The 25,329-nt window shown below is 66.3% G+C and carries 27 protein-coding genes; 12 read left to right on the forward strand and 15 right to left on the reverse strand.

The window, feature by feature from the left end; genetic code table 11:
• Positions 1 to 100 precede the first annotated feature (100 nt).
• Positions 101 to 889: a MetQ/NlpA family ABC transporter substrate-binding protein gene (locus KW836_RS04990; protein ID WP_056560303.1), complete on the forward strand. Its 789-nt coding sequence runs from the start codon at positions 101 to 103 to the stop codon at positions 887 to 889.
• Positions 890 to 1,077: 188 nt separating this feature from the next.
• On the opposite strand, the gene KW836_RS04995 is transcribed toward KW836_RS04990, so the two are convergent.
• The 4 genes from KW836_RS04995 to KW836_RS05010 all read right to left on the reverse strand — a co-directional run bounded on the left by KW836_RS04995 (position 1,078) and on the right by KW836_RS05010 (position 3,470).
• A complete protein-coding gene (locus tag KW836_RS04995) occupies positions 1,078 to 1,572 on the reverse strand; it encodes a peroxiredoxin (RefSeq protein WP_056560300.1) in 495 nt (164 codons plus the stop codon).
• Positions 1,569 to 2,315 carry a BON domain-containing protein gene (locus KW836_RS05000; RefSeq protein ID WP_175122025.1) on the reverse strand — a complete coding sequence of 249 codons (747 nt, stop codon included), beginning with the start codon at positions 2,313 to 2,315 and terminating at the stop codon, positions 1,569 to 1,571. The genes KW836_RS04995 and KW836_RS05000 overlap by 4 nt, the downstream gene beginning before the upstream one ends.
• Complete coding sequence (locus tag KW836_RS05005; RefSeq protein ID WP_175122026.1) at positions 2,312 to 2,905, reverse strand: phosphoheptose isomerase; 594 nt, start codon at positions 2,903 to 2,905, stop codon at positions 2,312 to 2,314. The genes KW836_RS05000 and KW836_RS05005 overlap by 4 nt, the downstream gene beginning before the upstream one ends.
• Before the next feature lie 85 nt (positions 2,906 to 2,990).
• On the reverse strand, positions 2,991 to 3,470 hold the full coding sequence (locus tag KW836_RS05010) for a YraN family protein (RefSeq protein ID WP_218342589.1): 480 nt from the start codon (positions 3,468 to 3,470) through the stop codon (positions 2,991 to 2,993).
• 65 nt (positions 3,471 to 3,535) lie between these two features.
• Between KW836_RS05010 and rsmI the strand changes: the two genes are divergently transcribed.
• Together rsmI and KW836_RS05020 are read left to right on the forward strand one after the other, a co-directional pair.
• The gene (gene rsmI, locus KW836_RS05015; RefSeq protein ID WP_218342590.1) at positions 3,536 to 4,471 is read left to right on the forward strand and encodes a 16S rRNA (cytidine(1402)-2'-O)-methyltransferase; all 936 of its coding nucleotides are present in this window, start codon (positions 3,536 to 3,538) and stop codon (positions 4,469 to 4,471) included.
• A 3-nt stretch (positions 4,472 to 4,474) separates the two neighbouring features.
• Entirely contained in the window at positions 4,475 to 5,059 is a 585-nt protein-coding gene (locus tag KW836_RS05020) for a methylated-DNA--[protein]-cysteine S-methyltransferase (RefSeq protein WP_175122029.1), read from the forward strand.
• A 12-nt stretch (positions 5,060 to 5,071) separates the two neighbouring features.
• Here KW836_RS05020 and KW836_RS05025 read toward each other — a convergent pair whose 3' ends face one another.
• The gene (locus KW836_RS05025; protein ID WP_218342591.1) at positions 5,072 to 6,031 is read right to left on the reverse strand and encodes a septal ring lytic transglycosylase RlpA family protein; all 960 of its coding nucleotides are present in this window, start codon (positions 6,029 to 6,031) and stop codon (positions 5,072 to 5,074) included.
• Entirely contained in the window at positions 6,028 to 6,900 is an 873-nt protein-coding gene (rapZ, locus tag KW836_RS05030) for an RNase adapter RapZ (protein WP_056566400.1), read from the reverse strand. The genes KW836_RS05025 and rapZ overlap by 4 nt, the downstream gene beginning before the upstream one ends.
• A 195-nt stretch (positions 6,901 to 7,095) precedes the next feature.
• Here rapZ and KW836_RS05035 point away from each other — a divergent pair, with 195 nt between their 5' ends.
• Positions 7,096 to 7,854, forward strand: a complete 759-nt coding sequence (locus KW836_RS05035) for a c-type cytochrome (protein WP_218342592.1) — start codon at positions 7,096 to 7,098, stop codon at positions 7,852 to 7,854.
• Positions 7,855 to 7,866: 12 nt separating this feature from the next.
• Entirely contained in the window at positions 7,867 to 9,150 is a 1,284-nt protein-coding gene (locus tag KW836_RS05040; RefSeq protein WP_218342593.1) for a cytochrome c, read from the forward strand.
• A gap of 50 nt (positions 9,151 to 9,200) precedes the next feature.
• Here KW836_RS05040 and KW836_RS05045 read toward each other — a convergent pair whose 3' ends face one another.
• The 9 genes from KW836_RS05045 to KW836_RS05085 form a co-directional block, all read right to left on the reverse strand.
• Positions 9,201 to 10,634, reverse strand: a complete 1,434-nt coding sequence (locus tag KW836_RS05045) for a PLP-dependent aminotransferase family protein (RefSeq protein WP_218342594.1) — start codon at positions 10,632 to 10,634, stop codon at positions 9,201 to 9,203.
• Positions 10,635 to 10,659: 25 nt separating this feature from the next.
• Entirely contained in the window at positions 10,660 to 11,586 is a 927-nt protein-coding gene (gene hprK, locus KW836_RS05050; RefSeq protein ID WP_006216298.1) for an HPr(Ser) kinase/phosphatase, read from the reverse strand.
• 20 nt (positions 11,587 to 11,606) lie between these two features.
• On the reverse strand, positions 11,607 to 12,062 hold the full coding sequence (locus KW836_RS05055; RefSeq protein ID WP_175122034.1) for a PTS sugar transporter subunit IIA: 456 nt from the start codon (positions 12,060 to 12,062) through the stop codon (positions 11,607 to 11,609).
• Between the two features lie 348 nt (positions 12,063 to 12,410).
• Complete coding sequence (gene hpf / locus KW836_RS05060) at positions 12,411 to 12,749, reverse strand: ribosome hibernation-promoting factor, HPF/YfiA family (RefSeq protein ID WP_056319592.1); 339 nt, start codon at positions 12,747 to 12,749, stop codon at positions 12,411 to 12,413.
• Positions 12,750 to 12,965: 216 nt separating this feature from the next.
• The gene (lptB, locus tag KW836_RS05065; protein ID WP_218342595.1) at positions 12,966 to 13,760 is read right to left on the reverse strand and encodes an LPS export ABC transporter ATP-binding protein; all 795 of its coding nucleotides are present in this window, start codon (positions 13,758 to 13,760) and stop codon (positions 12,966 to 12,968) included.
• 33 nt (positions 13,761 to 13,793) lie between these two features.
• Positions 13,794 to 14,417: a lipopolysaccharide transport periplasmic protein LptA gene (lptA, locus tag KW836_RS05070; RefSeq protein WP_218342596.1), complete on the reverse strand. Its 624-nt coding sequence runs from the start codon at positions 14,415 to 14,417 to the stop codon at positions 13,794 to 13,796.
• Entirely contained in the window at positions 14,414 to 15,046 is a 633-nt protein-coding gene (lptC, locus tag KW836_RS05075) for an LPS export ABC transporter periplasmic protein LptC (RefSeq protein WP_175122036.1), read from the reverse strand. The genes lptA and lptC overlap by 4 nt, the downstream gene beginning before the upstream one ends.
• A 37-nt stretch (positions 15,047 to 15,083) precedes the next feature.
• Positions 15,084 to 15,692: an HAD family hydrolase gene (locus KW836_RS05080; protein WP_191578447.1), complete on the reverse strand. Its 609-nt coding sequence runs from the start codon at positions 15,690 to 15,692 to the stop codon at positions 15,084 to 15,086.
• Complete coding sequence (locus KW836_RS05085; RefSeq protein WP_218342597.1) at positions 15,689 to 16,678, reverse strand: SIS domain-containing protein; 990 nt, start codon at positions 16,676 to 16,678, stop codon at positions 15,689 to 15,691. Before KW836_RS05085 ends, KW836_RS05080 begins: the two co-directional genes overlap by 4 nt.
• Positions 16,679 to 16,781: 103 nt before the next feature.
• On the opposite strand from KW836_RS05085, the gene purT reads away from it, so the two are divergent.
• From purT to cydC, 7 genes are all read left to right on the forward strand, one after another.
• Positions 16,782 to 17,999, forward strand: a complete 1,218-nt coding sequence (purT, locus tag KW836_RS05090; RefSeq protein ID WP_218342598.1) for a formate-dependent phosphoribosylglycinamide formyltransferase — start codon at positions 16,782 to 16,784, stop codon at positions 17,997 to 17,999.
• A gap of 312 nt (positions 18,000 to 18,311) precedes the next feature.
• On the forward strand, positions 18,312 to 18,857 hold the full coding sequence (locus KW836_RS05095; RefSeq protein ID WP_175122040.1) for a GbsR/MarR family transcriptional regulator: 546 nt from the start codon (positions 18,312 to 18,314) through the stop codon (positions 18,855 to 18,857).
• A gap of 126 nt (positions 18,858 to 18,983) precedes the next feature.
• Complete coding sequence (locus tag KW836_RS05100) at positions 18,984 to 20,558, forward strand: cytochrome ubiquinol oxidase subunit I (RefSeq protein ID WP_218342599.1); 1,575 nt, start codon at positions 18,984 to 18,986, stop codon at positions 20,556 to 20,558.
• A gap of 14 nt (positions 20,559 to 20,572) precedes the next feature.
• Positions 20,573 to 21,727, forward strand: coding sequence for a cytochrome d ubiquinol oxidase subunit II (gene cydB / locus KW836_RS05105; protein ID WP_218342600.1), 1,155 nt, complete (start codon positions 20,573 to 20,575; stop codon positions 21,725 to 21,727).
• A gap of 16 nt (positions 21,728 to 21,743) precedes the next feature.
• Positions 21,744 to 21,869, forward strand: coding sequence for a cytochrome bd-I oxidase subunit CydX (cydX, locus tag KW836_RS05110; RefSeq protein WP_175122043.1), 126 nt, complete (start codon positions 21,744 to 21,746; stop codon positions 21,867 to 21,869).
• On the forward strand, positions 21,866 to 23,614 hold the full coding sequence (gene cydD, locus KW836_RS05115; RefSeq protein ID WP_218342601.1) for a thiol reductant ABC exporter subunit CydD: 1,749 nt from the start codon (positions 21,866 to 21,868) through the stop codon (positions 23,612 to 23,614). Before cydX ends, cydD begins: the two co-directional genes overlap by 4 nt.
• Positions 23,611 to 25,308: a thiol reductant ABC exporter subunit CydC gene (gene cydC, locus KW836_RS05120; RefSeq protein WP_218342602.1), complete on the forward strand. Its 1,698-nt coding sequence runs from the start codon at positions 23,611 to 23,613 to the stop codon at positions 25,306 to 25,308. The genes cydD and cydC overlap by 4 nt, the downstream gene beginning before the upstream one ends.
• The last annotated feature ends 21 nt before the right edge of the window (positions 25,309 to 25,329 follow it).

A 25,329-nucleotide genomic window follows, 5' to 3' on the forward strand; every position in this document is an offset into this window, starting at 1 on the left:
GTAAATTGGGGGCGTTTTCACAACGGCACGCCCCGCAAAAGGGGGCCTGCCCGAACCTGCGGGACATCGATCCCGGTTTTCACCATAAAAGAGGCAACACATGCGTTTGAACTTTGTCCGTTCCGCCCTGGCGGCGTCGGTCCTCCTGGTTGCCGCCAACGCGGCTCACGCCGAAAAGGTGGTCGTGGGCGCCACGCAGGTGCCGCACGCCGAGATCCTGGAAGTGGTCAAGCCCAAGCTGGCCAAGGAAGGCGTGGAGCTCGACATCAAGGTGTTCAGCGACTACGTGCAGCCCAACCTGCAACTGGCGGACAAGCAACTGGACGCCAACTTCTTCCAGCACAAGCCGTACCTGGAGAGCTTCAACAAGGATCGCAAGGCGACGCTCGTGCCGGTGGCGCTGGTCCACGTCGAGCCCTTCGGCGGCTATTCCAAGAAGATCAAGAGCCTGTCCGACCTGAAGGACGGCGCCACGGTCGCCATCCCCAATGACCCGTCCAACGGCGGCCGCGCCCTGGTGCTGCTGCAGAAGCAGGGCGTCATCAAACTCAAGGATCCGGCCAACATCCTGGCGACCGCCGCCGATGTCGTCGAGAACCCCAAGAAGCTGAAGTTCCGCGAACTCGAAGCCGCCATGCTGCCGCGCGCGCTGGACGACGTGGACCTGGCGCTCATCAACACCAACTACGCGCTGGAAGCCGGTTTGGTGCCGACCAAGGATGCCCTGTTCATCGAAGGCGCCGATTCGCCGTACGCCAACGTGCTGGTCACCCGCAGCGACAACAAGGACGCGCCCGGCATCAAGAAGCTGGTCGACGCGCTGCACTCGCCGGAGGTCAAGACCTTCATCCAGGAAAAGTACAAGGGCGCAGTGGTTCCCGCCTTCTGATTTTGACGCACCTGTCGCGGGCGGTCTGAACCGCCCGCGCCCGTCGGGATCAGCCCGCCGCATTGCCGAAAAGCCGCCCGTTGACCCCGGGCGGCTTTTTGCATGAAGACAGTCGAAGCGGGACGCGTGCCCAAAAAAAACGCCCGCTTGCAGCGGGCGATTCCTTGGGGCGGCGCCGATGCGGCGGATCAGCCGGCGGCCAGGGCCTTTTCGACGGTGGCGTGGAACTCGGCCTTGTCGTATTCGCCCAGGTACCGCTTGATGATATGTCCCTCTTTGTCGATGAGGAACGCCGTGGGCGTCAGGCGGATGTCGCCGAAGGCGCGCGCGATCTCGCCCTTGGTGTCCAGCGCGACCGGGAACGGCAGCTTGCGGGTTTCGGCGAAGTTGAGCACGAAGTTGGGCGGGTCGTAGTTCATGGCGACCGCGATGGCTTCATATCCCTTGTCCGCATACTCGTTGTAGGCGGAGATGGTGTCGGGCATCTGCTTCACGCAGGTCACACAGCTGGTTGCCCAGAATTTGACCAGCACGACCTTGCCGCGCAGGTCCTGCATGGAGAAGGTCTTGCCTTCCAGCGTGGTGAAGGTGACGTCGGGGGCGGTCTGGGCCGGGCGCATGGCGAACCAGGCGCCGATGCCGACCGCCACGAGAACTGCGAGGGCTACGATGGCTTTTTTCATTTGATGGGCATTGCTTCAACGCCGCTGCTCGTGCCGCCGGTGCCAGCCGCGTTGTCGGTGGCCGGACCGGTTCCGGTTTCGATGGGGGCCTTGCTTTCGGTGGTGGCGGGTTTGGAGCCGCTGCCAGACAGACGGATGGCTTCTTCGCGGCTGATGATTTCAAAGAGCTTGACGACTTTGGTCACGCCGCCGACGTCGGCGGTGGCATTGGCGGCGTATTCGCCTTCGACCTGGGTGACTTTGCCCATCAGGTAGACGACGCCGCGATCGGTGGTGACCGCGATGGTGCCCGAGGGTACGTACTTGGTGTTGAGCAGCGCGGTCTTGACCTTGGAGGTCAGCCAGGTGTCGTTGGAGCGCTGGCCGAACGAGGCGATGGGGCCGACGTTGAGCTGGTTGATGACCTGCTTCACGTTTTCGACGCTTTGCGCGATGGCCGTGGCCTGGTTCTTGGCTTCTTCGGAGGGCACGTCGCCGGTCAGCAGCAGGTGGCCGCCGTAGGCCATGGCGTTGACGCGGGCCGTGTCGCCCAGCTTCTGGGCGATCTGGCTCTGGGCCTTGAACGCCATGTTCTGGTCTTCGAGCTGGACGCCGGACGTGCGGCGGTCGGTGACCACGACCGCCGTGGTGGCGGCGGCGCCGCCCACGATCAAGGGCGCGCAGGCCGTCAGCGAAAGCGCCGCGGTCGATAGCGCGGCGGCAAGCATCAGCGGGCGGACTGCGGGTCTGACGTCAAGAATCATTCGGTGTCTCCAAGCAGAAGAGCGTCGATGCCGTCGCACAGCGCGTGCAGCAGCAGAATATGGACTTCCTGGATGCGCATGGTGCGATCGCTGGGAACACATAGATGGACGTCCATCGGGGTAATGAGTTCCCCCATGACGCCGCCGCCCTTGCCGGTCAGGGCCAGGACGTGCATCTCGCGAGCGCTGGCGGCTTCCATGGCGCGGACCACGTTGGGCGAATTGCCGCTGGTCGAGATGGCCACGAGCACGTCGCCGGCCTGTCCGAAGGCGTTGACCTGCCGCTCATAGATCTCGTCAAAGCCGTAGTCGTTGCCGACTGCCGTGAGAATCGAGGTGTCGGTGTTGAGCGCAATGCCCGCGAGCGGCAGGCGTTCGCGTTCGAAGCGGCCCACCAGTTCCGCGATGAAATGCTGCGCGTCGGCAGCCGAGCCGCCATTGCCGCAAGCCAGAATCTTGCCGTTGTTCGCCAGGGCGCCGAACAGCACGTCCACGGCCACGGCCAGCGGTTCGGCCAGGACGTTCATGCTTTGTTCGTGAGCGGCCATGGCGTCGCGAAAGTGCGACGTCATACGAGAGGTCATATCCATGGGCGCGATTATCTCACGGGGCAGGGCCGCGGTTCCGTCCATGCGCATCGTGGGCGAGGGGGGATGTCACGCCAGACTTGCCGGGTCATGGCAGCCAGAATGCGCCGCGCAGCCAGGCGGGGTCGCCGCTGTCGAAAACCACGGCGTCGAAGCGGGCGGGCGGGACCAGGCCGCCCCAGTGCCGGCGGGCCAGTTCGGGCAGCCAATACGCCGCCGCGCGGGCAAGGCGCGTCTGTTTTTCGGGGCCGATGCTGGCGGCGGCGCCGCCGAAGCGGCTGGCGGCGCGCGCCCGGACCTCGACGAAGACCAGCGTGTCGCCCTCGCGCATGACGAGGTCGATTTCCCCGGCGCGGCAGGCCAAATTGCGCGCCAGCAGCGTCAGACCGTGTGCCGCCAGCAGGCGCAACGCCGCCGCTTCATGATGGTCGCCGCGCCGCTGGGTGGGCGAGCGGCGCGGGGGCGGGCGATCGGCAGGCGTGCGCCCGGTGCGCCGCCGGCGTTTTGCGGCGCGGCGGCGTGCCGCCAGGGCAAGTTCGCAGGCCAGGCGCAGGGTGTCGTCCGTCATGGGATTCCGAAAGCAGCGGGCATAGGCGGCTACACTGACATGGTTTTTCGTGTCAGCAGGCAGCAATGAATCAAAACGTCTCACCTCCCATTGCCGGCGATGCCTGGTCCCGCGTGTCGGAACGCGTGGCGGGCCAGCATTGGCCCGCCTCGACGCTGTATGTCGTGGCCACGCCCATCGGCAATCTTGGCGATCTGGGCCTGCGCGCCTGGCACGCCCTGCAACGGGCTGATGTGATCGCTGCCGAGGACACGCGCGCCAGCCGCACGCTGCTGGATGCCTGGGGCGTCAGCACGCCGCTCATGGCGGCGCATCGCCACAACGAGGCCGCCGCGGCGCAAGCCATTTGCGAGCGACTGGCGCAAGGCCAGCGCGTGGCCTTGGTGTCCGATGCCGGCGCGCCCGCGGTCAGCGACCCCGGCGCCCGCGTGGTCCGCGCCGTGCGCGCCGCGGGCTATGCGGTGGTGCCTGTACCCGGCCCCAGCGCCGTGATCGCCGCCCTGATGGGCAGCGGCGTCACCACGGACGAGAATCCTGCCTACGCCTTCGCGGGCTTTGCGCCGTCCAAGGCGGTGGCCCGGCAGCGCTGGCTGCGCCAATGGTGCGCGTTGCCCGCGCCCGTCGTTATGTTCGAATCGCCGCACCGGCTGGCGGCCACCGTTGCGGACCTGCTCGAGGTCTGCGGTCCGGAACGTGAACTGACCGTCGCGCGCGAACTGACCAAACGCTTCGAAGAGATCGGCACCGTCAAGCTGGGCGAGGCCGCGGCATGGCTGGCCGCCGATGCGCATCGCGAGCAGGGCGAGTTCGTGCTGATCGTCCATGCCGAGGCGGACGCGCCTGAGTCTGAAGACGTCGATCCCGCCCACGACGTTCTGCTGGACGCCTTGCTGGAGTCGCTGTCCGTGCGCGACGCCGCGCGGGTCGCGGCCAAGGTCACCGGCCAGCCGCGCGACGTGCTCTACAACCGGGCCCTGACCCGCAAGAAGGGGCAGGAGTAAGCCATGGTGTATTCGACCGTCGTGTCCAACAAGCCTGCCGACCCGCAAGAGCGGCTGACCTATCGCGACATGCCCACGCCGCTCGGTGATCTGCGCCTGGTGGCCAGCCCGAAGGGATTGCGCGGCGCGTGGTTCACCGATCAGGCGCTGCTGCCGCCGCCGGATGGATGGACGCTGACCGATAGCGATCCGTTCCTGGAGCAGGCGCGGCGCGAACTTGACGAATGGTTTGCCGGCGAGCGCCGCCTGTTCGACGTGACGCTCGACCCGGTGGGGACAACCTTTCAGCACCAGGTCTGGCATGCGTTGTGCGCGCTGGAATTCGGCACGCTCACCAGCTACGGCGAACTGGCCCGCACGGTGAACCGGCCCAAGGGCGCGCAGGCAGTCGGCGGCGCGGTCGGCCGCAATCCCATCAGCATCATCATTCCGTGTCACCGCGTGATCGGCGCGGACACCTCGCTGACGGGCTTCGGCGGCGGATTGCCGCGCAAGCAGGCGCTGCTGGCGCATGAAGGCAACCGCTATGTGAGCCGCAGCGCGCACGCGCGCCGGGTGTGCGACGGGCAGGCAGAGCTGCCCTGGTAGCCGTCGTTCCGCTTACTGCGACGCGATCGTCGGCAGGATGCCGATCCGGTCGGACACCAGCGGCACGGCATTGAGCGCGCTTTGGCGATCGGGATATGGACCGATCCGCACGCGGTACAGATTATTGGCCTGTTCCACCGACGCCGGCGGCGCGCCTTCGGCGCCGAGCTGCGTATTGATGCGGCTGACCAGCGACTGCGCATTGCCGGGCTGGCTGAACGCGCCCACCTGCAGGTAGACGCTGCCCGTGGCGGCGCCGACAGCCGGACGCATCGGGGCGGGGCTGGGCGCGGCAGGCGCCAGGGGCTCGGGCGCGAGAGCCACGGGGGTGGACGTCACCGGCGCCATGACCGGCGTGGAGCCCGTGGCCGATTCCGGTTCCGGCGCGGGGGCCGCAGGCGCGCCTTGCGAGGCCAGACGACGGATCTCTTCGGGCTGGATGGCTTCCACGACCACTTGTCCGCTGCCCGGGCCGATGATGCCCAGCTTGTAGGCCGCGACGTAGGACAAGTCCATGATGCGGTCGCTATGGAAGGGGCCGCGGTCGTTCACCCGCACGATGATCGTCTTGCCGTTGACCATGCTGGTCACCCGCGCGTAGCTGGGGATCGGCAGCGTCGTGTGCGCGGCGGTCATGGCATACATGTCGTAGGTCTCGCCGATCGACGTGGAGTTGCCATGGAATTTCTTGCCGTACCACGAGGCGATGCCGCGCTTCTTGTAGGCCTGGCCGCTGGTGTCGGGTACGTAGCGCTGGCCGAACACGACGTAAGGCCGGTTCGCGCCGCTGGCGTAAGGTTCCAGCTTGGGCACCGCATCGGGGATCTGGTCCAGGTTCGACGGCGGATTGGCGTCCGGCCCGTCGTCCTTGTAGTAGCCGCCCTTCTTGCGTCCGCCGCTGGTGGAGCAGCCTGCCAGGGCGATCGCCAGCAGCAGCATGAAAAGGAAATGTAGCGGGCGGGAAAGCGTCATGCGGTTTCGTCGGGCAGTTGCGTGCGGTGGCGCACCAGCAGCGGGTCGTGGTCGGCAAAGCGCAGCGCCAGTTGCTCCACGACATACACCGAGCGGTGCTGGCCGCCGGTGCAGCCGATGGCCACGGTCAGATAGTTGCGGGTGTCCTGCGTGTACAGCGGCAGCCAGCGTTTCAGGAAGCCCGCGATGTCGTCGATCATCAGGCCGACCTGCTCGTACCCGGCGAGCCACGTGGCCACGGGTTCGTCGCGGCCGGTCAGCGGACGCAGGTTGCGGTCGTAATGGGGATTGGGCAAGCAGCGCACGTCGAACACCAGGTCCGCGTCGCCCGGTACGCCGCGCTTGTAGGCGAAGGATTCGAACGTCAGCACCAGCGGCGCGCGGTCCGCCTTGATCAGGTCGCGGATCCAGGCACGAAGCTGGCCGGGCGTCAGCTCTGACGTGTCGATGACGTGCTCCTGCTCGCGCAGCGGCGCCAGCAGCTCTCTTTCCAGCGCAATGCATTCGGTCAGCGACGGCGCCGTGCCGCCGCGTTGCAGGCGGTCGGTCAGCGGATGGCGGCGGCGCGATTCGGAATAGCGCTGTACCAGGGTGGCCGTATTGGCATCCAGGAAGACCACGCGCAGGCTGGTGCCCATGGCGCGCAGCGCGGTGACCACGTCGGGCAGCTCGGCCAGTTCACCCGGTGAGCGCACGTCGATTGCGACGGCGACGCGTTCCATGCCGTCATCGCGCGCCTGCGCAATGAACTCGGTCAGGAAACGGACGGGAAGATTGTCGACACAGGTGTAGCTCGCGTCCTCGAGCATGCGCAGCGCGACGGATTTGCCGGAACCGGAAATGCCGGTGACGAGGACGACTTTCAACATGGACATGATTGTGGCACGCTTTTCCAGGACGATGCCGGCGGGATAGCATCTGATATGGCCATAAACTCAGGATCTGCGCCTGTTCCCCGCTGCATGCCCTGACGTAAGCTAGGGGCCGCAGACGCCGCAGTTCCATCGCAGTTCCACTTTTACGCGCCCCGCCATCACGATTCGGGGGGTTGGAATTTGACCTAGATGTTAGCCCTCATTTCCTCTTGTAGTGTTTCACTGCCGCGGTTTTGGGCCTTCCGCAGCGCTTTGGCGGCTGCGGCTGTTGTGTTTATGTCCGCGCCGACGCTGGCGCAGCAGACGGCGCCGCCTACGCTGCAGCCCGACACCATGGCGGCCCGGGTCGCGGCCTGTACCGCCTGTCACGGCGCACAGGGCAGGGCGGGCGCCGACGGCTACTATCCGCGGCTGGCCGGCAAGCCGCAGGACTACCTCTATCACCAGCTTCTGAACTTTCGCGACGGGCGGCGGCAGTACCGGCCCATGACGCACCTGCTGGCCGGCTTGCCCGACGACTACCTGCGCGAGATGGCCGCGTATTTTTCCGAGCAGCACGTGCCGTATCCGGCGCCCGTTCGCGCGGACGTGTCCGCCGCCACGCTGGAGGCCGGTCGCCGGCTTGCCAAGGAGGGCGATGCGGCGCGCGGTCTGCCGGCCTGTGCGTCCTGTCACGGCGCGGCCCTGTCCGGCATGCTGCCCGCGATCCCCGGCCTGCTGGGTCTGCCGCGCGACTACATCGGCGCGCAGATCGGCGGCTGGAAGAACGGCCTGCGCCGCGCTGCCGCGCCGGATTGCATGGCCGACATCTCCAACAAGCTCACCCCCAACGACATCGGCGCCCTGGCGGCGTGGCTGTCGTCGCAGCCCGTCGTCGAGCCCTACGTGCCCGACGCCGCGAATTCGGTCCGGCTCCCCGCGGAATGCGGCAGCCAGACGCAACGCTGAACGGGGCCGCGAATGACGCTGATGAAAAGAATCCTGGTTGTTCTGCTGCTGGTGGTCGTGGTGGCCGCAGGCACGTTGTATTGGCTCGGCACGCGTGACGATGCCAGCACCGGCCCCGCCGTGGCGGCGGCCGACGGCGCGGCGCAGATCGAGCGTGGCCGCTACCTGGCGCTGGCTGGCAACTGCATGGCCTGCCACACCAGCCGAGGGGGCAAGGCGTTTGCCGGCGGCACGCCTGTGCCTACGCCGTTCGGCACGGTGTACGGCCCGAACATCACGCCCGACGCGGAGACCGGCATCGGCGCGTGGACGGCCGACGACTTCTGGCAGGCGCTGCACAACGGCAAATCGAAGGACGGCACGCTGCTGTATCCGGCGTTCCCCTACACCGAATACACGCGCGTCACGCGCAGCGATTCGGATGCGCTGTATGCCTATCTGCGCAGCATTTCGCCCGTCAGGCAGGCCAACCGACCGCCCGAGATGGCCTTTCCGTACGACCAGCGGATGCTGCTGGCGGCATGGCGCGCGTTGTATTTCAAGCCGGGAGTGCAAGACGCCGATCCCGGTCAATCGGTCCAATGGAATCGCGGCCGCTATCTGGTCGAAGGGCTGGGCCATTGCGCGGCCTGCCACACACCGCGCAACAGCCTGGGCGCCACGCGCAGCGGCGACGCGCTGGCCGGTGGCGTGATTCCCGTGCTGGACTGGTACGCGCCGCCGCTGACGAACGACATGCAGACCGGCATGGGGCGCTGGTCGGCGCAGGACATCGCCACGCTGCTCAAGACCGGCATTGCGGCGCATTCGACGGTCAGCGGGCCGATGGCGGAAGTCGTGCTGGGCAGCACGCAGCACCTGACAGAGGATGACGCGCTGGCCATCGGCGTGTATCTGAAGTCGCTGCCCGCCACGCCGCCCGCAACCGATGCGCGTGCCGCCGCGCCCGCGCCTGCGGCCATGGAGCTGGGCGGCAAGCTGTACAGCCAGCAATGCGCGCAATGCCACCAGGCGGACGGCAAGGGCAGCGGCACGGCGTGGCCCGCGCTGGCCGGCAATCCGACGGTGACTGCGCCGTCGCCCGTCAATGCCATCCGCATGGTGCTGGACGGCGGGTACGCGCCCGCCACTGCAGCAAACCCGCGTCCTCACGGCATGCCGCCATTTGGCCAGGTGCTGAACGACAACGACATTGCGATGCTCGTGACGTACATCCGCAATAGCTGGGGCAACGAGGCGGGCGGGGTCAGCGCGCTGGAGGTCAAGCGCGCGCGGGCGTCGTCGACGTTGAATTAGCGCTGATGAAGGCCGCGGGCGGATGTCCCGCGCGCGGCCGGACAGGCGCGCTAGCGTGCGGCGGTCGCCGCGCGGCAGGCTTCGTGCGCCAGATCGCCCAGCGTGCGGATCGCGGTCTCGATGCCGGCTTCCCAGGGATGTCCGTAGTTCAGACGCAGCGCGCTTCCAAACTGGCCGCTGGCCGAGAAGATCGGGCCAGGCGCCACGCTAATGCCGCGCGCCAGCGCCTGGCGGTGCAGCGACAACGCATCCACGGCGGCGGGCAGTTCCAGCCACAGGAAGAATCCGCCCTGTGGCCGCGTCACGCGCGTGCCGGCGGGAAAGGCCTGTGCGATGGCGTCGGCCATGCGCTCCTGCTGCGCCTGCAAGGTCTGGCGCAGGCGACGCAGGTGGCGGTCGTAGCCGCCTTGCTCCAGGTATTCGGCAATCGCGCCTTGCGCGGGGCCCGATGCCGACAGTGTCGATGACAATTTCAGGCGCTGCACCTGCTGGGCATAGCGTCCGGCGCTGGCCCACCCGATGCGATAGCCGGGCGCCAGGCATTTCGAAAACGACGAGCAATGCAGCACCAGTCCGCGCGTGTCGTACGCCTTTGCGGGCACGGGCCGCGTCGTGCCGAAGTACAGCTCGCCATAGACGTCGTCTTCGATCAGCGGAATGTCGTGCCGCGCAAGCAGTTCGACCAGTTGCCGCTTTCGGTCGTCGGGCATCAGGCAGCCCAGCGGATTCTGGAATTGCGTCATCAGCCAGCAGGCGCGCGGTGCGTGACGCAGGATGGCAGCCTGCATCGCGTCCAGGTCGATGCCCGTGCGCGGATGGGTAGGGACTTCCAGCGCTTTCAAGCCAAGTCGTTCCAGCGCCTGCAGCGCACCGTAAAAGGTGGGCGCCTCGACCATGACGGTGTCGCCCGGCTGCGTGACCGCTTGCAGACAGAGGTTCAACGCCTCCAGGGCGCCGTTGGTGACGACGATATCGGTGGCAGGCAGGTTGATGCCGCCGATCAGGTAGCGCAGCGCGATCTGCCGGCGCAGGCGCGGATTGCCGGGCGCCAGGTCTTCGACGGTGTCGCGCGGATCCTGGCGCTTCAGATGCGCGGCCATGGCCTGCGCCAATCGCGGCAACGGAAACAGAAGCGGAGAGGGGAAGGCCGAACCGAGCGGCGTAACGTCACGGTTGCGCACCGAGCCGAGGATGTCGAATATCCGCTCGCTGATCGCCAGTTCGGTGGACTCGCCGTCGGGACACGAGGTGCCCGGTTCGGGCGGCAGCGATTCGGCGGGGGCGTTGACGTAGTAGCCCGAGCGCGGCTGCGCGCGAATCAGGCCGCGCGCTTCTAGCAGGTAATAGGCTTGGAAGACGGTGGAAGGGCTGACGCTGCGCGCGGCGCACGCGTCGCGCACCGAAGGCAGCTTGTCGCCGGCACGCAGGACGCCGCTTGCAATCGACGCGGCGATCTCGTCGGCCAGGGTTTCGTAAAGGCTCACGATGCCGCAGGGCGACGTTGCGGGCTCATTTGCTGCTTTGGAGGATCGCCATGGCCTGGCGTTCCATGAACTCGCCCAGCGTGTCGATGCCGCGCAGTTTGAGGATAGTGTTGCGCACCGCCGCCTCGACCAGCACGGCCAGGTTGCGGCCCGCGGCCACTTGCAGCATCACCTTGCGCACGGGCAGTCCCAGCATGTCCTGGGTGATGTCCTGCAGCGGCAGGCGCTCGAACTTGTCCTGCGCCGTGGCGCGCACCAGGTGCACGATGAGCTTGAGCCGCATCTTGCGGCGCACCGACGTTTCGCCAAAGATCGTGCGGATGTCGAGCAGGCCCAGGCCGCGGACTTCGAGCAGGTTCTGCAGCAGTTGCGGACAGTGGCCTTCGATCATGTTGGGCGCGGTGCGCGAGAACTCGACCGCGTCATCGGCGACCAGCCCGTGGCCGCGCGAAATCAGTTCAAGGGCCAGTTCGCTCTTGCCCAGACCCGATTCGCCGGTGATCAGCACGCCCAGTCCCAGCACGTCGAGGAACACGCCGTGCACCGTGGTGGTGGGCGCGAGCTTCTTGCCGAGATAGATGCGCAACAGGTCGATGAGCTGCGCGGCGGCCACCGGCGTGGACAGCAGCGGCACCTGGTGCTGGTCGCACTGGTCGACCAGATCTTGCGGCGGCGTCAGGCCATCGGCCAGCAGAATCGCCGGCACGCCGCCGATCAGCAGCTCGTCCATGTGATGCATGCGGCGGCGCAGGTCGAATCGCGTGTAGTACGCCAGCTCTTCCTGGCCGAACACCTGGATGCGCGACGGGTGGATCAGGTTCAAGTGGCCGACGAGGTCGGCGGCTGCCATGCCGTCGTCGGGAATCGCGCGGTCTGCGGCGCCCTGGCCCGAGATCCAGTTAAAGGGGATTTTGTCGGCGTTGTCGTCGACGAGTTCCTGCACCGTGAGCATGGCAGCGATTCCGCGTGGGATCAGAGTTGGCCGGTCGTGAGCATTTTGTGGACGATGGCCGGATCGGGCTCGGTGGCCAGGGCCTCGCGCAATGCCTTGTTGGACATCAGCTGGGCAAGTTCGGCCAGGATGTCCAGGTGCTGCTGCGTGGCGTTTTCAGGCACCAGCAGGCACAGCAGCATCGACACGGGCTGTCCGTCGGGCGCGTCGAAGGTGATGGGCTGGGCAAGGCGGATGAACGCCGCCAGTGCCTGCTCCAGACCCTTCACACGGCCATGCGGTACGGCCACGCCCTGACCCAGGGCAGTGGACCCCAGGCGCTCGCGGGCAAAAAGGCTGTCGAACACGAGGGCGCGTGCCAAGCCGTTGTTGTTTTCAAAAAGCAGACCGGCCTGTTCGAACGCACGTTTCTTGCTCGTGGCGAGCATATCGAGCACGACGTTGCCGGCGGGGAGGATGCGCGACAAATGATTCATCGGGGCATTATAGGGTTATATGACGCACTGCAACAATCAACCGACCCGGGCCTCGGAAGACCGAGATGCCAGCGGGACCACAAGAGCGACAGCATAGTCTGATCGCGATACCTTGTGGACATTCCTGGGCCTCGGAGGGTTCCCGCAGAGGCACGTATCGGACAAAGCCAGGGAAAACGCGAAGAGGCCGTCAGGCGGCAGCGGATGAAACAAGAGGGATTGGGTAGTGCAGGAGGGGAGTTTGCCGATGCCCCGGCTGGACGCAAGGTCTAGCGGGACACCGGGACTTAGGCAGGATCCGGGGATCGCTGTACTGCTAGTCGCTCAGGTGAGCGGTCATGAAGCGCGTTACTGCTGGGGTGGCGAGAGTGTCGCCGCTTGCCGCTTCACGGACTCTGCTGAATGACTCCTTACCTTGTCCTTGTGCTTGATGACCTGACGGTCGACTTTGTCAGCAAGAAGGTCTATGGCTGCATAGAGGTTTTCATCGGTTGCTTCACAATGAATGTCCTTGCCGCTCAGACGCATGGTGATTTCGGCTCTATGCCGCAGGGGCTCTACTGAGAGCATGACCTGGGTATCGATGACGTGATCGAAATGCCGCAGCACTCGCGCCAATTTGTTCATGACATATTCCCGGATGGCCGGGGTGACGTCGAGGTGACGACCGCAGATGCTCAGGTTCATAGTGTGCTCTCCTTCTAAAAGAGGAAAAAATTGCGCAAAAGGCGCGGTGGGGTCGTAGGCGTTCTCCTTCAATAAGCAGGGTTCGTTTAGCTCTAGTGTATAGACTCGGGCCGATAAAACAAGCTGACCTACCGCAACTTCATGGCATTTTTATGGCTGAGCCCGAGGGCGTATGGCGGTCTATTTTTATGCGTTACGGGGTCTTTCAGGCAGTGGTTACATACGGAAGTGTTCGCCCAGGTACACCCGGCGAACAGCGGGGTCGCCCACGATTTCGTCGGGGTGGCCGTCGGTCAGCACCTTGCCTTCGCTGATGATGTAGGCGCGGTCGCAGATGCCCAGGGTTTCCCGCACGTTGTGGTCGGTGATCAGCACGCCGATCCCCCGGCCCTTCAGGAAGCGCACGATGCGCTGGATTTCGATGACCGCAATGGGATCCACGCCGGCGAACGGTTCGTCCAGCAGGATGAAACGCGGACTGGTGGCCAGCGCGCGTGCGATTTCCACGCGGCGGCGTTCACCGCCCGACAGCGAGATGGCGGCGTTGCTGCGGATGTGCCCGATCTGCAGTTCTTCGAGCAGCGATTCCATCTGTTCGTTGATCTTGGGGGTCGACAGCGGACGGCCATCCGCACCCACTTGCAGTTCAAGCACCGCGCGGATGTTCTGCTCCACCGTCAGGCGGCGGAACACGGAGGCGTCCTGCGGCAGGTACGACAGGCCCATACGCGCGCGCTTGTGGATGGGCATCGCGGTGATGACGGAGCCGTCGATTTGAATGCGACCGGCGTCCGCCGGCACCAGGCCGACGATCATGTAGAAGCTGGTGGTCTTGCCTGCGCCATTGGGGCCCAGCAGGCCGACGACTTCGCCGCTGACCACTGACAGGGACACGTCCTGCACGACGGTGCGGCCGTTGTAGGTCTTGCGCAGTCCGGTTGCGCGCAGGCTGCCCTGCTTGACGCCCGAAGGGGCGGAGGTCACGGGGGTCGGCACTGAAGGTTGATTCATCGTGGCTGCGATTGGTGTTGCGGGAGAAGCGCTTCAGCGCCCTTTCTTGGCTGCCTGCTGCTTGCGGCATTCGGCGACGGCGGCGTCCAGCTTGGCGCGCGGTTCGGCCAAGGAACGCACGCGTCCACCGGCTGCGGCGGAGTTCGGGCCGCCTTGCGCTTCGTAAGTGCCGGACTTCTCGTTGTAGCGTACCCGGTCGCCGCGAATGGTATCGAACGGTTTCCCACAGACGTAGCGGGTCACGATGGCCTGGCCGATCAGGTCGAACGTGCTATTGGTGCCGTCGTATTCGGCGCGCAGGCCCTTGCCTTCGATGAGTTCGAAGTTTTCGGGGCGTTCCTGGCGGATGGTGACGACCTTGCCCTTGTTGGCCGTGGCCGTACCGTACTGGTTGCCCTTGGCATCCTCGTTCATCTGCAAGGTGTCGGAGGTCAGCGTCATCAGGCCGCGCGTCATGTTGACGTTGCCGGTGAACACGCTTTGCTTCTTCACGTCGTCGTAGTGCAGCGTGTCCGACAGGATCAGCGTGCTGGGCTCTTCGGCCGGCGCGGCCGCTTTCGGTTCCGCCGCGTGGGCCGGCGCAAGCGCGCAGGCCGTCAACAGCACGGCGCCCATCAGGCGGGTCGTCGGGGCGAGGAGGGTCCGAAGGTCGGTCATGGTTTTTTCTGGTCAGTGTTGTTGGCTGGAATTTCGGTGCGGCGTTGCTGTCTGCCTTCCGAACCGGCAATTTCCACGTCGGTCGATGCCGAAACCTGCAATTGGCGAGTCTTGTTGTTGTAGTGCATGCCCGTGCCCTGCATGCGCGAGCGGCCCTTGAGGACCGTGGCAGGCAGGTCGGTGAAGACCACGTCTTCATCGGGCAGGATGATGAGCTGCTGGCTGCGCACGTCCAGCATGTCGTTCTCGGGGTCCGGCTGCCGCAGCACATGGGCATCGCCCTGCATGACGATGCGCTTGCCGCCTTGTTCCATCACGGCCGTCTTGGACACCGCCACCGTGATCGGATTGGTCTCGCGCTGGCCCACGGCGCGGGGCGCCGTGACGTGATACGAGTCGTCGTCGGGGAAGTGTTCCATGTACTCGCCTTCCAGGCGGTTGATGGGCTTGCCCGTGGGATCTGTGCGCAACATCACGAAATTGCGCGACCACGCGTCCATTTCATGGGTGACGCGGCGCGGCGGGTCCACCTGGATGGCGCGTTGCGCGTAATCGGCCGCCCACCAAGAACTGGTGACCAGCACCAGCAGCAGGAACAGCGCGATCAGTGAGGGAAAGCGTTCTTTCATCGGGTGCGCCGCGAGGGCGTATTCGTTACGGGCGGAATCACTGGATTGCCCCGGGGCCAAGCAGGCCCGGCGCAGCCAGGAAGGCGCCCAGGCGGCCTTGCGAGGCCAACAGGAGATCGCAGCATTCGCGCACGGCCCCGCTTCCGCCGGGCAGGGTCGAAACCCAATGCGCGGCCTGGCTGACGTAGCCGGGGGCGTTGGGCACGCTGGCGGCAAAGCCCGCGCGCTGCAAGGCCGGCAGGTCGATGATGTCATCGCCCATGTAGCCGGTTTGATTCAGTTGGACACCGCAGCGCTGCGCAAGTTCGGTCAGGGCGGCGCCCTTGTCGCGTACGCCCTGGATGACTTCGGCGATACCGAGTTCGGCCGCGCGGCGCGCGACGATGGGGCCGGAACGGCCCGTGATCAGCGCGACTTTCAGTCCGCCTTCCATCAGCAGCCGCAGCCCGTGGCCGTCCAGCGCGTGGAAGCGCTTTTGCAGTTCGCCGCCTTCGCCGTAATAGAGGCTGCCGTCGGTCAGCACGCCGTCCACGTCAAAGACCATCAGGCGCACAGCCGCGGCGCGTTCGCGCACGATGGCGGGGATACGGGCAAGCACCAGCGCTTCGGCCGGGTGATTCAGGGAAGCAGAGAGGTTCATAGTCATACCACTTTAGCGGCCATCAGATCGTGCATGTGCAATGCGCCGACCAGCGCGCCGTCATTGTCCATCACCAGCATGTGATTGAGCCGTTGTTCGTCCATCTGCCGGGCGGCCTCGACGGCCAGCGCCTCGGGGTTGATGCTGCGCGGCGATCGCGTCATTCCGGCCTCGACGGTCAGGCTGCGGATGTCGCCGTGCCGCGCGATGAGACGGCGCAAGTCGCCGTCGGTAAAGATGCCCAGCGGGCGGTGCTGCGCGTCGGTCACGACCGTCATGCCCATGCCCTTGGCCGACATGACCTCCAGGGCCTGCGACACCGAGGTGCCCGCCGTGACGATGGGCAGGGCCGTTCCCTCGCGCATGACGTCGCGCACATGGGTGAGCAGCCGGCGGCCCAGCGCGCCGCCCGGATGCGAGCGGGCAAAATCCTGCGGCCCGAATCCGCGCGCTTCCAGGCAGGCGACGGCCAGGGCGTCGCCCAGTGCCAGCGCGGCCGTGGTGCTGGCGGTGGGCGCCAGGTTCAGCGGGCAGGCCTCTTGCGCCACGCTGGCATCCAGGTGGATGTCGGCCTGGCGGGCCAGTTTGGATTGCGGGTTGCCGGTGATCGCCACCAGGCCGGCGCCCATGCGGCGCACCACGGGGAGGATGGTCAGCAGTTCTTCGCCCGAGCCCGAATAGGAGATGGCGATGAGGACGTCGTCGCGGGTGATCATGCCCAGGTCGCCATGGACGGCCTCGGCGGCATGCACGAAGAAGGCAGGCGTGCCGGTCGAGGCCAGCGTCGCGGCGATCTTGCGGGCAATATGTCCCGTTTTTCCGATGCCGCTGACCACTACCCGGCCGCGGCAGGCAAGCAGCAGGTCGACGACCCGCGTGAAGCTGTCATCCAGCCGGGCGGACAGGTCCAGCAGGCCCTGGCTTTCGATCTGTAGCGTTCTGCGCGCGGATGCCAGCGCGGTGCCGGACGATGAGGTGGGATGGTCGGTCATGGGCGGATTTTAATCGCAGTATGCTAGTTTGCCCCGCGCAGGGGCGTATGGCATGCTGGCGAGTCTTTCAACGGCTTTCAAACTTTCCTTCCAGGCCCGCTCCATGTCCAGCATTTCCAGTCCCGTCCTTGGCACGCCACTGTCCCCCTTGGCCACCCGCGTCATGCTGCTGGGTTCCGGTGAGCTGGGCAAAGAGGTCATCATCGCCCTGCAGCGTCTGGGCGTCGAAGTCATTGCGGTGGATCGGTATGCGGACGCCCCGGGCCATCAGGTGGCGCACCGGGCGCATGTGGTCTCGATGACAGACCCGCAAGCCCTGCGGCAGGTCATCGAGCAGGAGCAGCCGCACGTTATTGTCCCCGAAATCGAGGCCATTGCCACCAGCCTGCTGGTGGAACTGGAAGCGGCCGGCGTGGCGCGGGTTACCCCGACGGCCCGCGCGGCCCAGCTCACCATGAATCGCGAGGGTATCCGCCGCCTGGCGGCCGAGATTCTGGGTTTGCCCACCTCGCCGTACAGCTTCGTCGACACCGAGGAAGAACTGCGCCAGGCCATCGACGGCGGCATCGGCTATCCGTGCGTCATCAAGCCGGTCATGTCGTCCTCGGGCAAGGGCCAGTCGGTCATCAAGAGCGCCGACGATGTCGCTTCCTCCTGGCGCTATGCCCAGGAAGGGGGCCGGGTCGGGGGCGGCCGCGCCATCGTCGAGGGGTTCATCCGCTTCGACTACGAAATCACGCTTCTGACCGTGCGTGCCCGCGGCGCCGACGGCCAGGTCGAGACCCGGTACTGCGAGCCCATCGGCCACAAGCAGGTCGACGGCGACTACGTCGAAAGCTGGCAGCCGCACCCCATGTCGCCCGCAGCACTGCAGCGCGCTCGCGACATCGCACTGGCCGTCACGTCCGAACTGGGCGGGCTGGGCATCTTCGGCGTCGAGCTCTTCGTGGCCGGCGACCAGGTCTGGTTCTCCGAGGTCAGTCCGCGTCCGCACGACACCGGCATGGTCACCATGATCACCCAGGTGCAGAACGAATTCGAACTGCACGCCCGCGCGCTCCTGGGGCTGCCTGTCGACCCCAGCCTGCGCCAGCCGGGCGCCAGCAGCGTCATCTATGGCGGCGTGGAAGCCAAGGCCGTGACTTTCCACGGCGTGGCCGAGGCGCTGGCCGAGCCCGGCACGGACATCCGACTCTTCGGCAAGCCCGAATCCTTCGTCAAGCGCCGCATGGGCGTGGGGCTGGCCGTGGCCGAGGACGTTGCCGCCGCCCGCGCCAAGGCCAAGCGCGTGTCGGCCGCCGTGACCGTCAAGGCCGGCTGACCGCTTCGCCCCAACGTTGCTAACGGAATAACGCCCGCCGTTCCCGCCGCTTTTTCCCCCGAAGAAAGCCACCCGCCACCCGGCCGGTGGCTTTTTTGTTGTCCGGCGCCGCCCGCCATGTGTTGTATGGCTGTCACGTTCGGCGGCTAATTTTCCCTGCGCGTCCTCTGAATGACGTGGGTTTGCGCCCTTGCCCCTGCGGCAAGTGTGGTTTGCGCTTTCTCATCGTTTGTTCGATAATTTCAGAAATTTCTGAAATCAACGTAACTGCATATGTCGTGCAGCGGGTCGTTGTGTTACCGGCTGATCCTCATGGCGCTTTCCCCCCAAATTGAACGTTTTGTCCTGCACTTCGGTGAAATGGGCAGCCGCTGGGGCGTGAATCGCACGGTCGGCCAGATCTACGCCCTGCTTTTTCTCGCGCCGCAGCCGCTCAATGCCGACGACATCGCCGAAGCCCTGGGCTTTTCGCGCTCGAACGTCAGCCTGGGCCTGAAAGAGCTGCAGTCCTGGCGCCTGGTCAAGCTGATCCATCAGGTGGGCGACCGCCGCGACTACTTCGAGACTCCCAAGGACGTCTGGGAAATCTTCCGCATCCTCATGGAAGAAAAGCGCAAGCGCGAAGTCGATCCCACCCTCACGCTCCTGCGCGACACGCTGCTGGAGTCGCCGTCCGGCGCGGACGAGGCCTACGCGCAACAACGAATGACCGAAATGCTGGAGCTCATCGAACTATCCACGGGGTGGTTCGATGAGGTTCAACGGCTGCCGCCCGAAACCCTCCAAAGCCTCATGAAACTTGGTTCCAAGGTTCAGAAGGTGTTGGGATTCGCCGGCAAATTGCGGGGCAAGGGCTGACCCATCACGCCCCGATTTTTCAGGAAACCTCTATGAAGTTGTATGCAACGCCCCTAACATGGCGCGGTAGACGGCCTGGGAACCATGCCGGTTGCCGCAGCGCGTCGACGCCTTGGGAGCAGCCTCATGATTGATCTCGATGTCGTGAATCTCTCGCGGTTCCAGTTCGCCGCGACTGCGCTCTACCATTTCATCTTTGTCCCGCTCACCCTTGGCCTGTCGTTCATGCTGGCCATCATGGAAAGCGTGTACGTCATGACCGGACGCGCCATCTGGAAGAAGATGACGATGTTCTGGGGCACGCTGTTCGGCATCAACTTCGCGCTGGGCGTGGCCACGGGCGTGGTGATGGAGTTCCAGTTCGGCATGAACTGGTCCTACTACAGCCACTACGTGGGCGACGTCTTCGGCGCGCCGCTGGCCCTTGAAGGGCTAATGGCGTTCTTCCTGGAAGCCACCTTCGTCGGCCTGTTCTTCTTCGGCTGGAACCGCATGTCCAAGGTCAGCCACCTGGCCGTGACCTGGCTGGTGGCCTTCGGCACGAACTTCTCGGCCCTGTGGATCCTGATCGCCAACGGCTGGATGCAGAACCCGGTCGGCGCGGTCTTCAATCCGGACACGATGCGCATGGAAATGACCGACTTCGCCGCGGTCATCTTCAACCCGGTCGCACAAGCCAAGTTCGTGCACACCGTCAGCGCCGGTTATGTGGCGGGCGCCATGTTCGTCATGTCGATCAGCGCCTGGTATCTGCTGCGCGGCCGCCATATCGATCTGGCCAAGCGCTCGATGGCGGTGGCGGCCAGCTTCGGTCTGGCCGGCGCCCTGTCGGTGGTCGTGCTGGGCGACGAAAGCGGCTACCTCACCACCGAACACCAGAAGATGAAGATCGCGGCCATGGAGTCCATGTGGCACACCGAGCCAGCGCCTGCTTCGTTCAACCTGTTCGCCATCCCGAACCAGGCCGAGCGCCGCAACGATTTCGCGATCGAGATTCCCTATGTCATGGGCATCATCGGCACGCGGTCGCTGACCACGCCGCTGCTGGGCATCAACGACCTGATCCTGCGCGCCGAGAACCGCATCCGCGACGGCCTCGTGGCGTATGAGGCCTTGCAGAAGATCCGCGCCAATCCCAAGGACGTCGATGCCCGCATGGTGTTCGACAAGACCTGGCCGGACCTGGGCTATGCGCTGCTGGTCAAGCGCTATCAACCAGACGTCAGCAAGGTCACCGAGGCGGACATCAAGCAGGCCGCGATCGATACCGTGCCGACGGTGGCGCCGCTGTTCTGGGCGTTCCGCATCATGGTCGCGGTGGGCATGTACCTGATCCTGTTCTTCGGCGTGGCGTTCTGGCTTGCCTCGCGCGGCCGCCTGGACAAGCGTCCGGCGCTGCTCAAGGTGGCGTTGTGGAGCCTGCCGCTGCCGTGGGTCGCGATCGAAAGCGGCTGGTTCGTCGCCGAGTACGGCCGCCAGCCCTGGGTGATCGAAGGCGTGCTGCCCACGTACTACGCGGCGTCGGGTCTGACCATGACCGACCTCGTCATCAGCCTGTCGATCTTCCTGGTGCTGTACACGATCCTGCTCATCATCGGCGTGAAGGTCATGCTGCACGCCATCAAGGCGGGACCGAAATCCGACGGGCCGGCGCCGGGTGATGCCGCCGCCGATCCCGTCCACGCCGCCGTGCGCGCGTAAGGGGAGAAACGCAAATGGATACCCTAATTCCTTTTGACTACGGCACGCTGCGCGTGGTGTGGTGGGTGCTGCTGGGCGCCTTGCTCATCGGCTTTGCCGTCATGGACGGCTTTGACCTGGGCGTGGCGGCGCTGTTGCCGGTGGTCGCCAAGACCGACGCCGAGCGCCGCATCGTCATCAACGTGGTGGGACCGGTCTGGGAAGGCAATCAGGTCTGGCTCATCACGGCGGGCGGCGCCATCTTTGCCGCGTGGCCCTTGCTCTATGCCGCATCGTTCTCCGGCTTTTATCTGGCGATGATGCTGGTCCTGCTGGCGCTGATCCTGCGGCCGGTGGGCTTCAAGTACCGCAGCAAGATGGAAGGCACGCGCTGGCGCAATCGCTGGGACGCCGTGCTGTGCTTCTCGGGCGTCGTGGCATCGCTGGTGTTCGGCGTGGCGATGGGCAACATCGTGCTGGGCGTGCCGTTCACGTTCGACGCCGTGACGCTGCGCCCGATCTACGAAGGGCACTTCTTCCAGCTGTTCATGCCGTTCGCCCTGCTTGCGGGCGTGCTAAGCGTGGTGATGCTGGCCATGCACGGCGCGGTGCTGCTGGCCTGGCGCACGGATGACCCCGTGTCCTCGCGCGCTCGCAACTGGGGCCGTCTGTGCGCGGTGCTGACGGCGGTGCTGTTCGTGGCCGGCGGCTTCTGGGTCGCGGGCGGCGTGCCGGGTCATGCAATCACCAGCGCGGTCGATATGTCCGCGCCGTCCGATCCGATGCTCAAGACCGTGTCGGTGCAGACCGGCGCCTGGATGGCCAATTACGCGAAGTGGCCGTGGATGTGGATCGCGCCCGCGCTGGGCGTGGCGGGCGCGGTGCTGGCGGCGCTGCTGCTGACCGTGCGCGCCAACATGCTGGCATTCCTGTCGTCCTCGGCATCGATCGCCGGCGTGATCCTGACGGTGGGCTTCTCGCTCTTTCCGTTCATCATGCCGTCCTCGACCAATCCGAAGGCCGGCCTGACCATCTGGGACGGTTCGTCCAGCCACCTGACGCTGTGGATCATGGTGATCGCCGTAGCGATCTTCCTGCCCATCGTGACCCTCTACACCGGCTGGGTGTATCGCGTCATGCGCGGCAAGGTCACCCATGAATCGGTGGGCGACACGCCCAACTCGTACTGATAAAGGAGCCTCCACCATGTGGTATTTCTCGTGGATCCTCGGCCTCGGCCTGGCGTGCGCATTCGCCATTCTCAATGCGATGTGGTTCGAGCTGCGCGAAGGTCAGACGCATGACCCGAAAGCCAGCCGCGACGTCGAGTGAGTAACGGCGCAAGCAGCCTCGAGCACGATCCGTCGGCGTCCTTGCAGAAGCCACCGCGCGAGCAGTCGCGGTGGCTGATGGGACTGGCCCGGTCGGCACGGTTTCCGCTGATGCTGGCGGCCGCCGCGCCGCTGGTGAGCGGCGCTTTGCTGGTCGTGCAGGCCTGGCTGCTGGCCAGGGTGCTCGATTCGGCCATCGTGGGACATGTGCCCCGGCATGAACTGATTGGCGGCATCGCCGCCATCGCAGGGCTGATGCTGGTGCGCGCATGCATCACGTGGGCGGGCGAGCGCGCTGGCGCGGATGCGTCCGAACGCATCAAGCGCCACGTGCGCCAGTCCCTGTTCCAACGCCTGGTACAGAAGGGCCCTTACTGGAGCCGCGGCAAGGCGTCGGGTGAACTGGCGAGCGCCGTGGTCGACCAGGTAGAGGCGCTGGATGGCTTCTTTGCCAAGTACCTGCCCGCGATGGCCGCGGCGGCAATGCTGCCAGTGGCCTTCTCGGTGGTGCTGTTGCCGGTGGATGTGATCGCCGGTCTGGTGCTGTTGATTACCGCGCCGCTGATTCCGCTGTTCATGGCGCTGGTGGGGTGGGGGGCGCAAGGCGCCAGCCGCCGTCACCTGCGTGCCTTCGCCCGCCTGTCGGGCTTTTTCGCGGACCGCCTGCGCGGGCTGTCCACCCTGAAACTGTATGGGCGCGCGCAGGCCGAGGCGCAGTCCGTCGTGGCGGCCAGCGATGCGCTGCGCCAGCGGACGATGTCGGTGCTGCGCATTGCGTTCCTGTCGTCGGCCGTACTGGAATTCTTCGCCGCGCTGGGCGTGGCGGGTGTTGCGGTGTACATCGGCCTGACGTACCTGGGATTCCTGGACGTGCGCTGGTCACCGCTGACCTTGCAGGCCGGACTGTTCTGCCTGTTGATGGCGCCCGAGGTCTATGCGCCGCTGCGCCAGTTTGCCGCCCACTATCACGACCGCGCGACGGCGCTGGCTGCCGTGACGCAGATCGCCGTCCTGTTCGATGGGCTGCCGCAAGCCGATGCCGAAGACACGTCCGCACTGCGCGGCCAACCCGCGCACGCGGGCAAGGGCGCGGTGGTTACCGTGGAAGGTCTGCGCGCCGAGGCGCCGGGCCGTGGCCAGACGGTGCTCGAAAATGCTGCCCTGGTCCTGGCGCCGGGTGAGCACGTGGCGCTGATGGGACCGAGCGGCGTCGGCAAATCCACGCTCATCGAGGCCATCGCCCGTCTGCGGCCGGCCAGCGGCGAAATCCGCATTGATGGCTTGCCGCTGGCGCAATGGGATGAAGCCGCCTTGCGTCAGCGCGTGGCGCTGATCGGCCAGCGGCCGCAGTTGCTGGCCGGATCGATCGCCGACAATATCCGGCTGGGCCAGCCCGGCGCCACGGATGCCCAGGTGCAGGACGCCGCGCGGCGCGCCTGCGTGCTGGAATTCACGCAAGACCTGCCGCACGGCCTGGATACCGCGCTGGGCAGCCGCGGTCATGGCTTGTCCGGCGGACAGGCGCAGCGCGTGGCGCTGGCCCGTCTGTTCCTGCGGGACCCTGGCCTGATTCTGCTGGACGAACCTACCGCGCATCTGGATGAAGCGACGCAGGCTCGGGTGCTGGACGAGATCCTGCAGTTCTCTGCTGGCCGCACCCTGGTGCTGGCGACGCATTCGCCCGCGGTGGCCGCGCGATTTGGCCGGGTGGCGCGCGTCGCCAATGGCACGGTGAAAGACGCATGAAGAATCTGTTGTTGCTCCTGCCCTTATACGCGCGCCGCAAAGGCGGGCTTTTACTCGCATTGTTCTGTGCGCTGGCGACCGTCGCGGCCGGCGTCGGGTTGCTGGGCGTATCGGGGTGGTTTCTGACCGGCGCGTTCCTGGCCGGCGCCGGCAGCGTATTCAACCTGTTCGCGCCCTCCGCGCTGGTGCGCGGGCTGTCGTTCCTGCGCATCGTGTCGCGCTACGCCGACCGCGTGGTCGGGCATGCCGCCACCTTGCGCCTGCTGGCGGATCTGCGCGCCATGGTGTTTGCGGCGCTGACCCGGCTGACGCCGCGCCAGCTTTCGCGTTATCGCAGCGGCGACCTGGTCGCCCGCATGACGAACGACGTCGATGCGCTGGATACGGTATTTCTGTTTGTGCTGGCGCCGCTGGCCACCGCAATACTAGCCGGGGCGGTGCTCACCGCCGTGCTGGGGCAATGGGTGCCGGCCGCGGCGCTGATTTTTGCATTGGCCCTGTTGGCCGCGTGCGTGGTGGTGCCCTTGTGGCTATTGCGCGCGGCGCGCAAACCGGGCGTGTCGGCGCAGGAAAGTGCGGCAGGATTGCGCGCGGCTACGCTGGACGCCGTGGAGGGGCACGGGGACATGGTTGCCCTGCATGCGCAGGAGCAGACGCTGGCGCACTTCGAGCGTCTGTGCGAGGCAAGCGCTCTGGCGCGACGCAGCCAGGCTCGGGTGGCGGTGCGCGGACAATGGTTCCTGCAGGTGGCCGCAGGTGTGGCGGTGTTGGCGCTGCTGTGGTTCGGTCTCGCCGGGCTTGAGTCGGGACGGATCGAAGGCCCTCTCCTGGCCGGTCTGCTGCTGGCCGTCATCGGCATCTTCGAGGTTGCCGGCCCGATCATGCGGGGCGCATCCCGGATGGGTTCCGCGATGTCGGCGGCGGCGCGCATCCGCGAGATCACGCAAAGCGAACCCGACATGCAGGACCCGGCGATGCCGCGCCCGCTGCCCACAAACGGTGCGTTGGAGCTGGCGGGTGTGCGCTTTGCGTACCCGGCCCGCGCAGCAGGCGACAGTGCGCCGGTGCTGCAGGACGTCAACCTGCGGATCGAGCCGGGCGAACGCGTGGCAATCGTGGGCGCAAGCGGCGCGGGCAAGTCCACGCTGCTGCATCTGATCCTCAGGCTCGAGGATCCGCAGGGCGGGCAGGTCCGGTTCGGCGGTCGCGATGCGCGCGAATGCGCACAGGCGGACTGGCATCGGCGGATCGTCCTGCTGTCGCAGGACGCGCCGGTGTTTCTGGGTACGCTTCGCACCAATCTGTTGATCGGCGATCCCGATGCCGACGATGCCGCGTTGTGGCGCGCCCTGGATGCGGCACGACTTGGCGATTTCGTGCGCGGCCTGCCCGATGGCCTGGACACGTGGGCCGGCGAGACGGGTTCGCAGTTGTCGGCCGGGCAGGCACGGCGCCTGTGTCTGGCCAGAGCCTTGCTGGCGCCTGCCGCCGTCATCGTGCTGGACGAACCGACCGCGGGATTGGACGCCGCGGCCGAGGCCGCGTTTTTCGCGGATCTGGAACACGCGGTGCGCGGACGCACCGTGGTGCTGGCCACGCACGCCGCGTTGCCCGACGGCGCGGTACATCGTTGCCATGTGTTGCGCGATGGGCAACTGCATGACATGTCATCGCGCGCGGCAATCCTGGCTTAAGCGCAGCGGCGCGGTTATAGT

It is taken from the genome of Achromobacter sp. ACM05 (genome assembly GCF_019218915.1).
Lineage (GTDB): Bacteria > Pseudomonadota > Gammaproteobacteria > Burkholderiales > Burkholderiaceae_B > Achromobacter > Achromobacter animicus.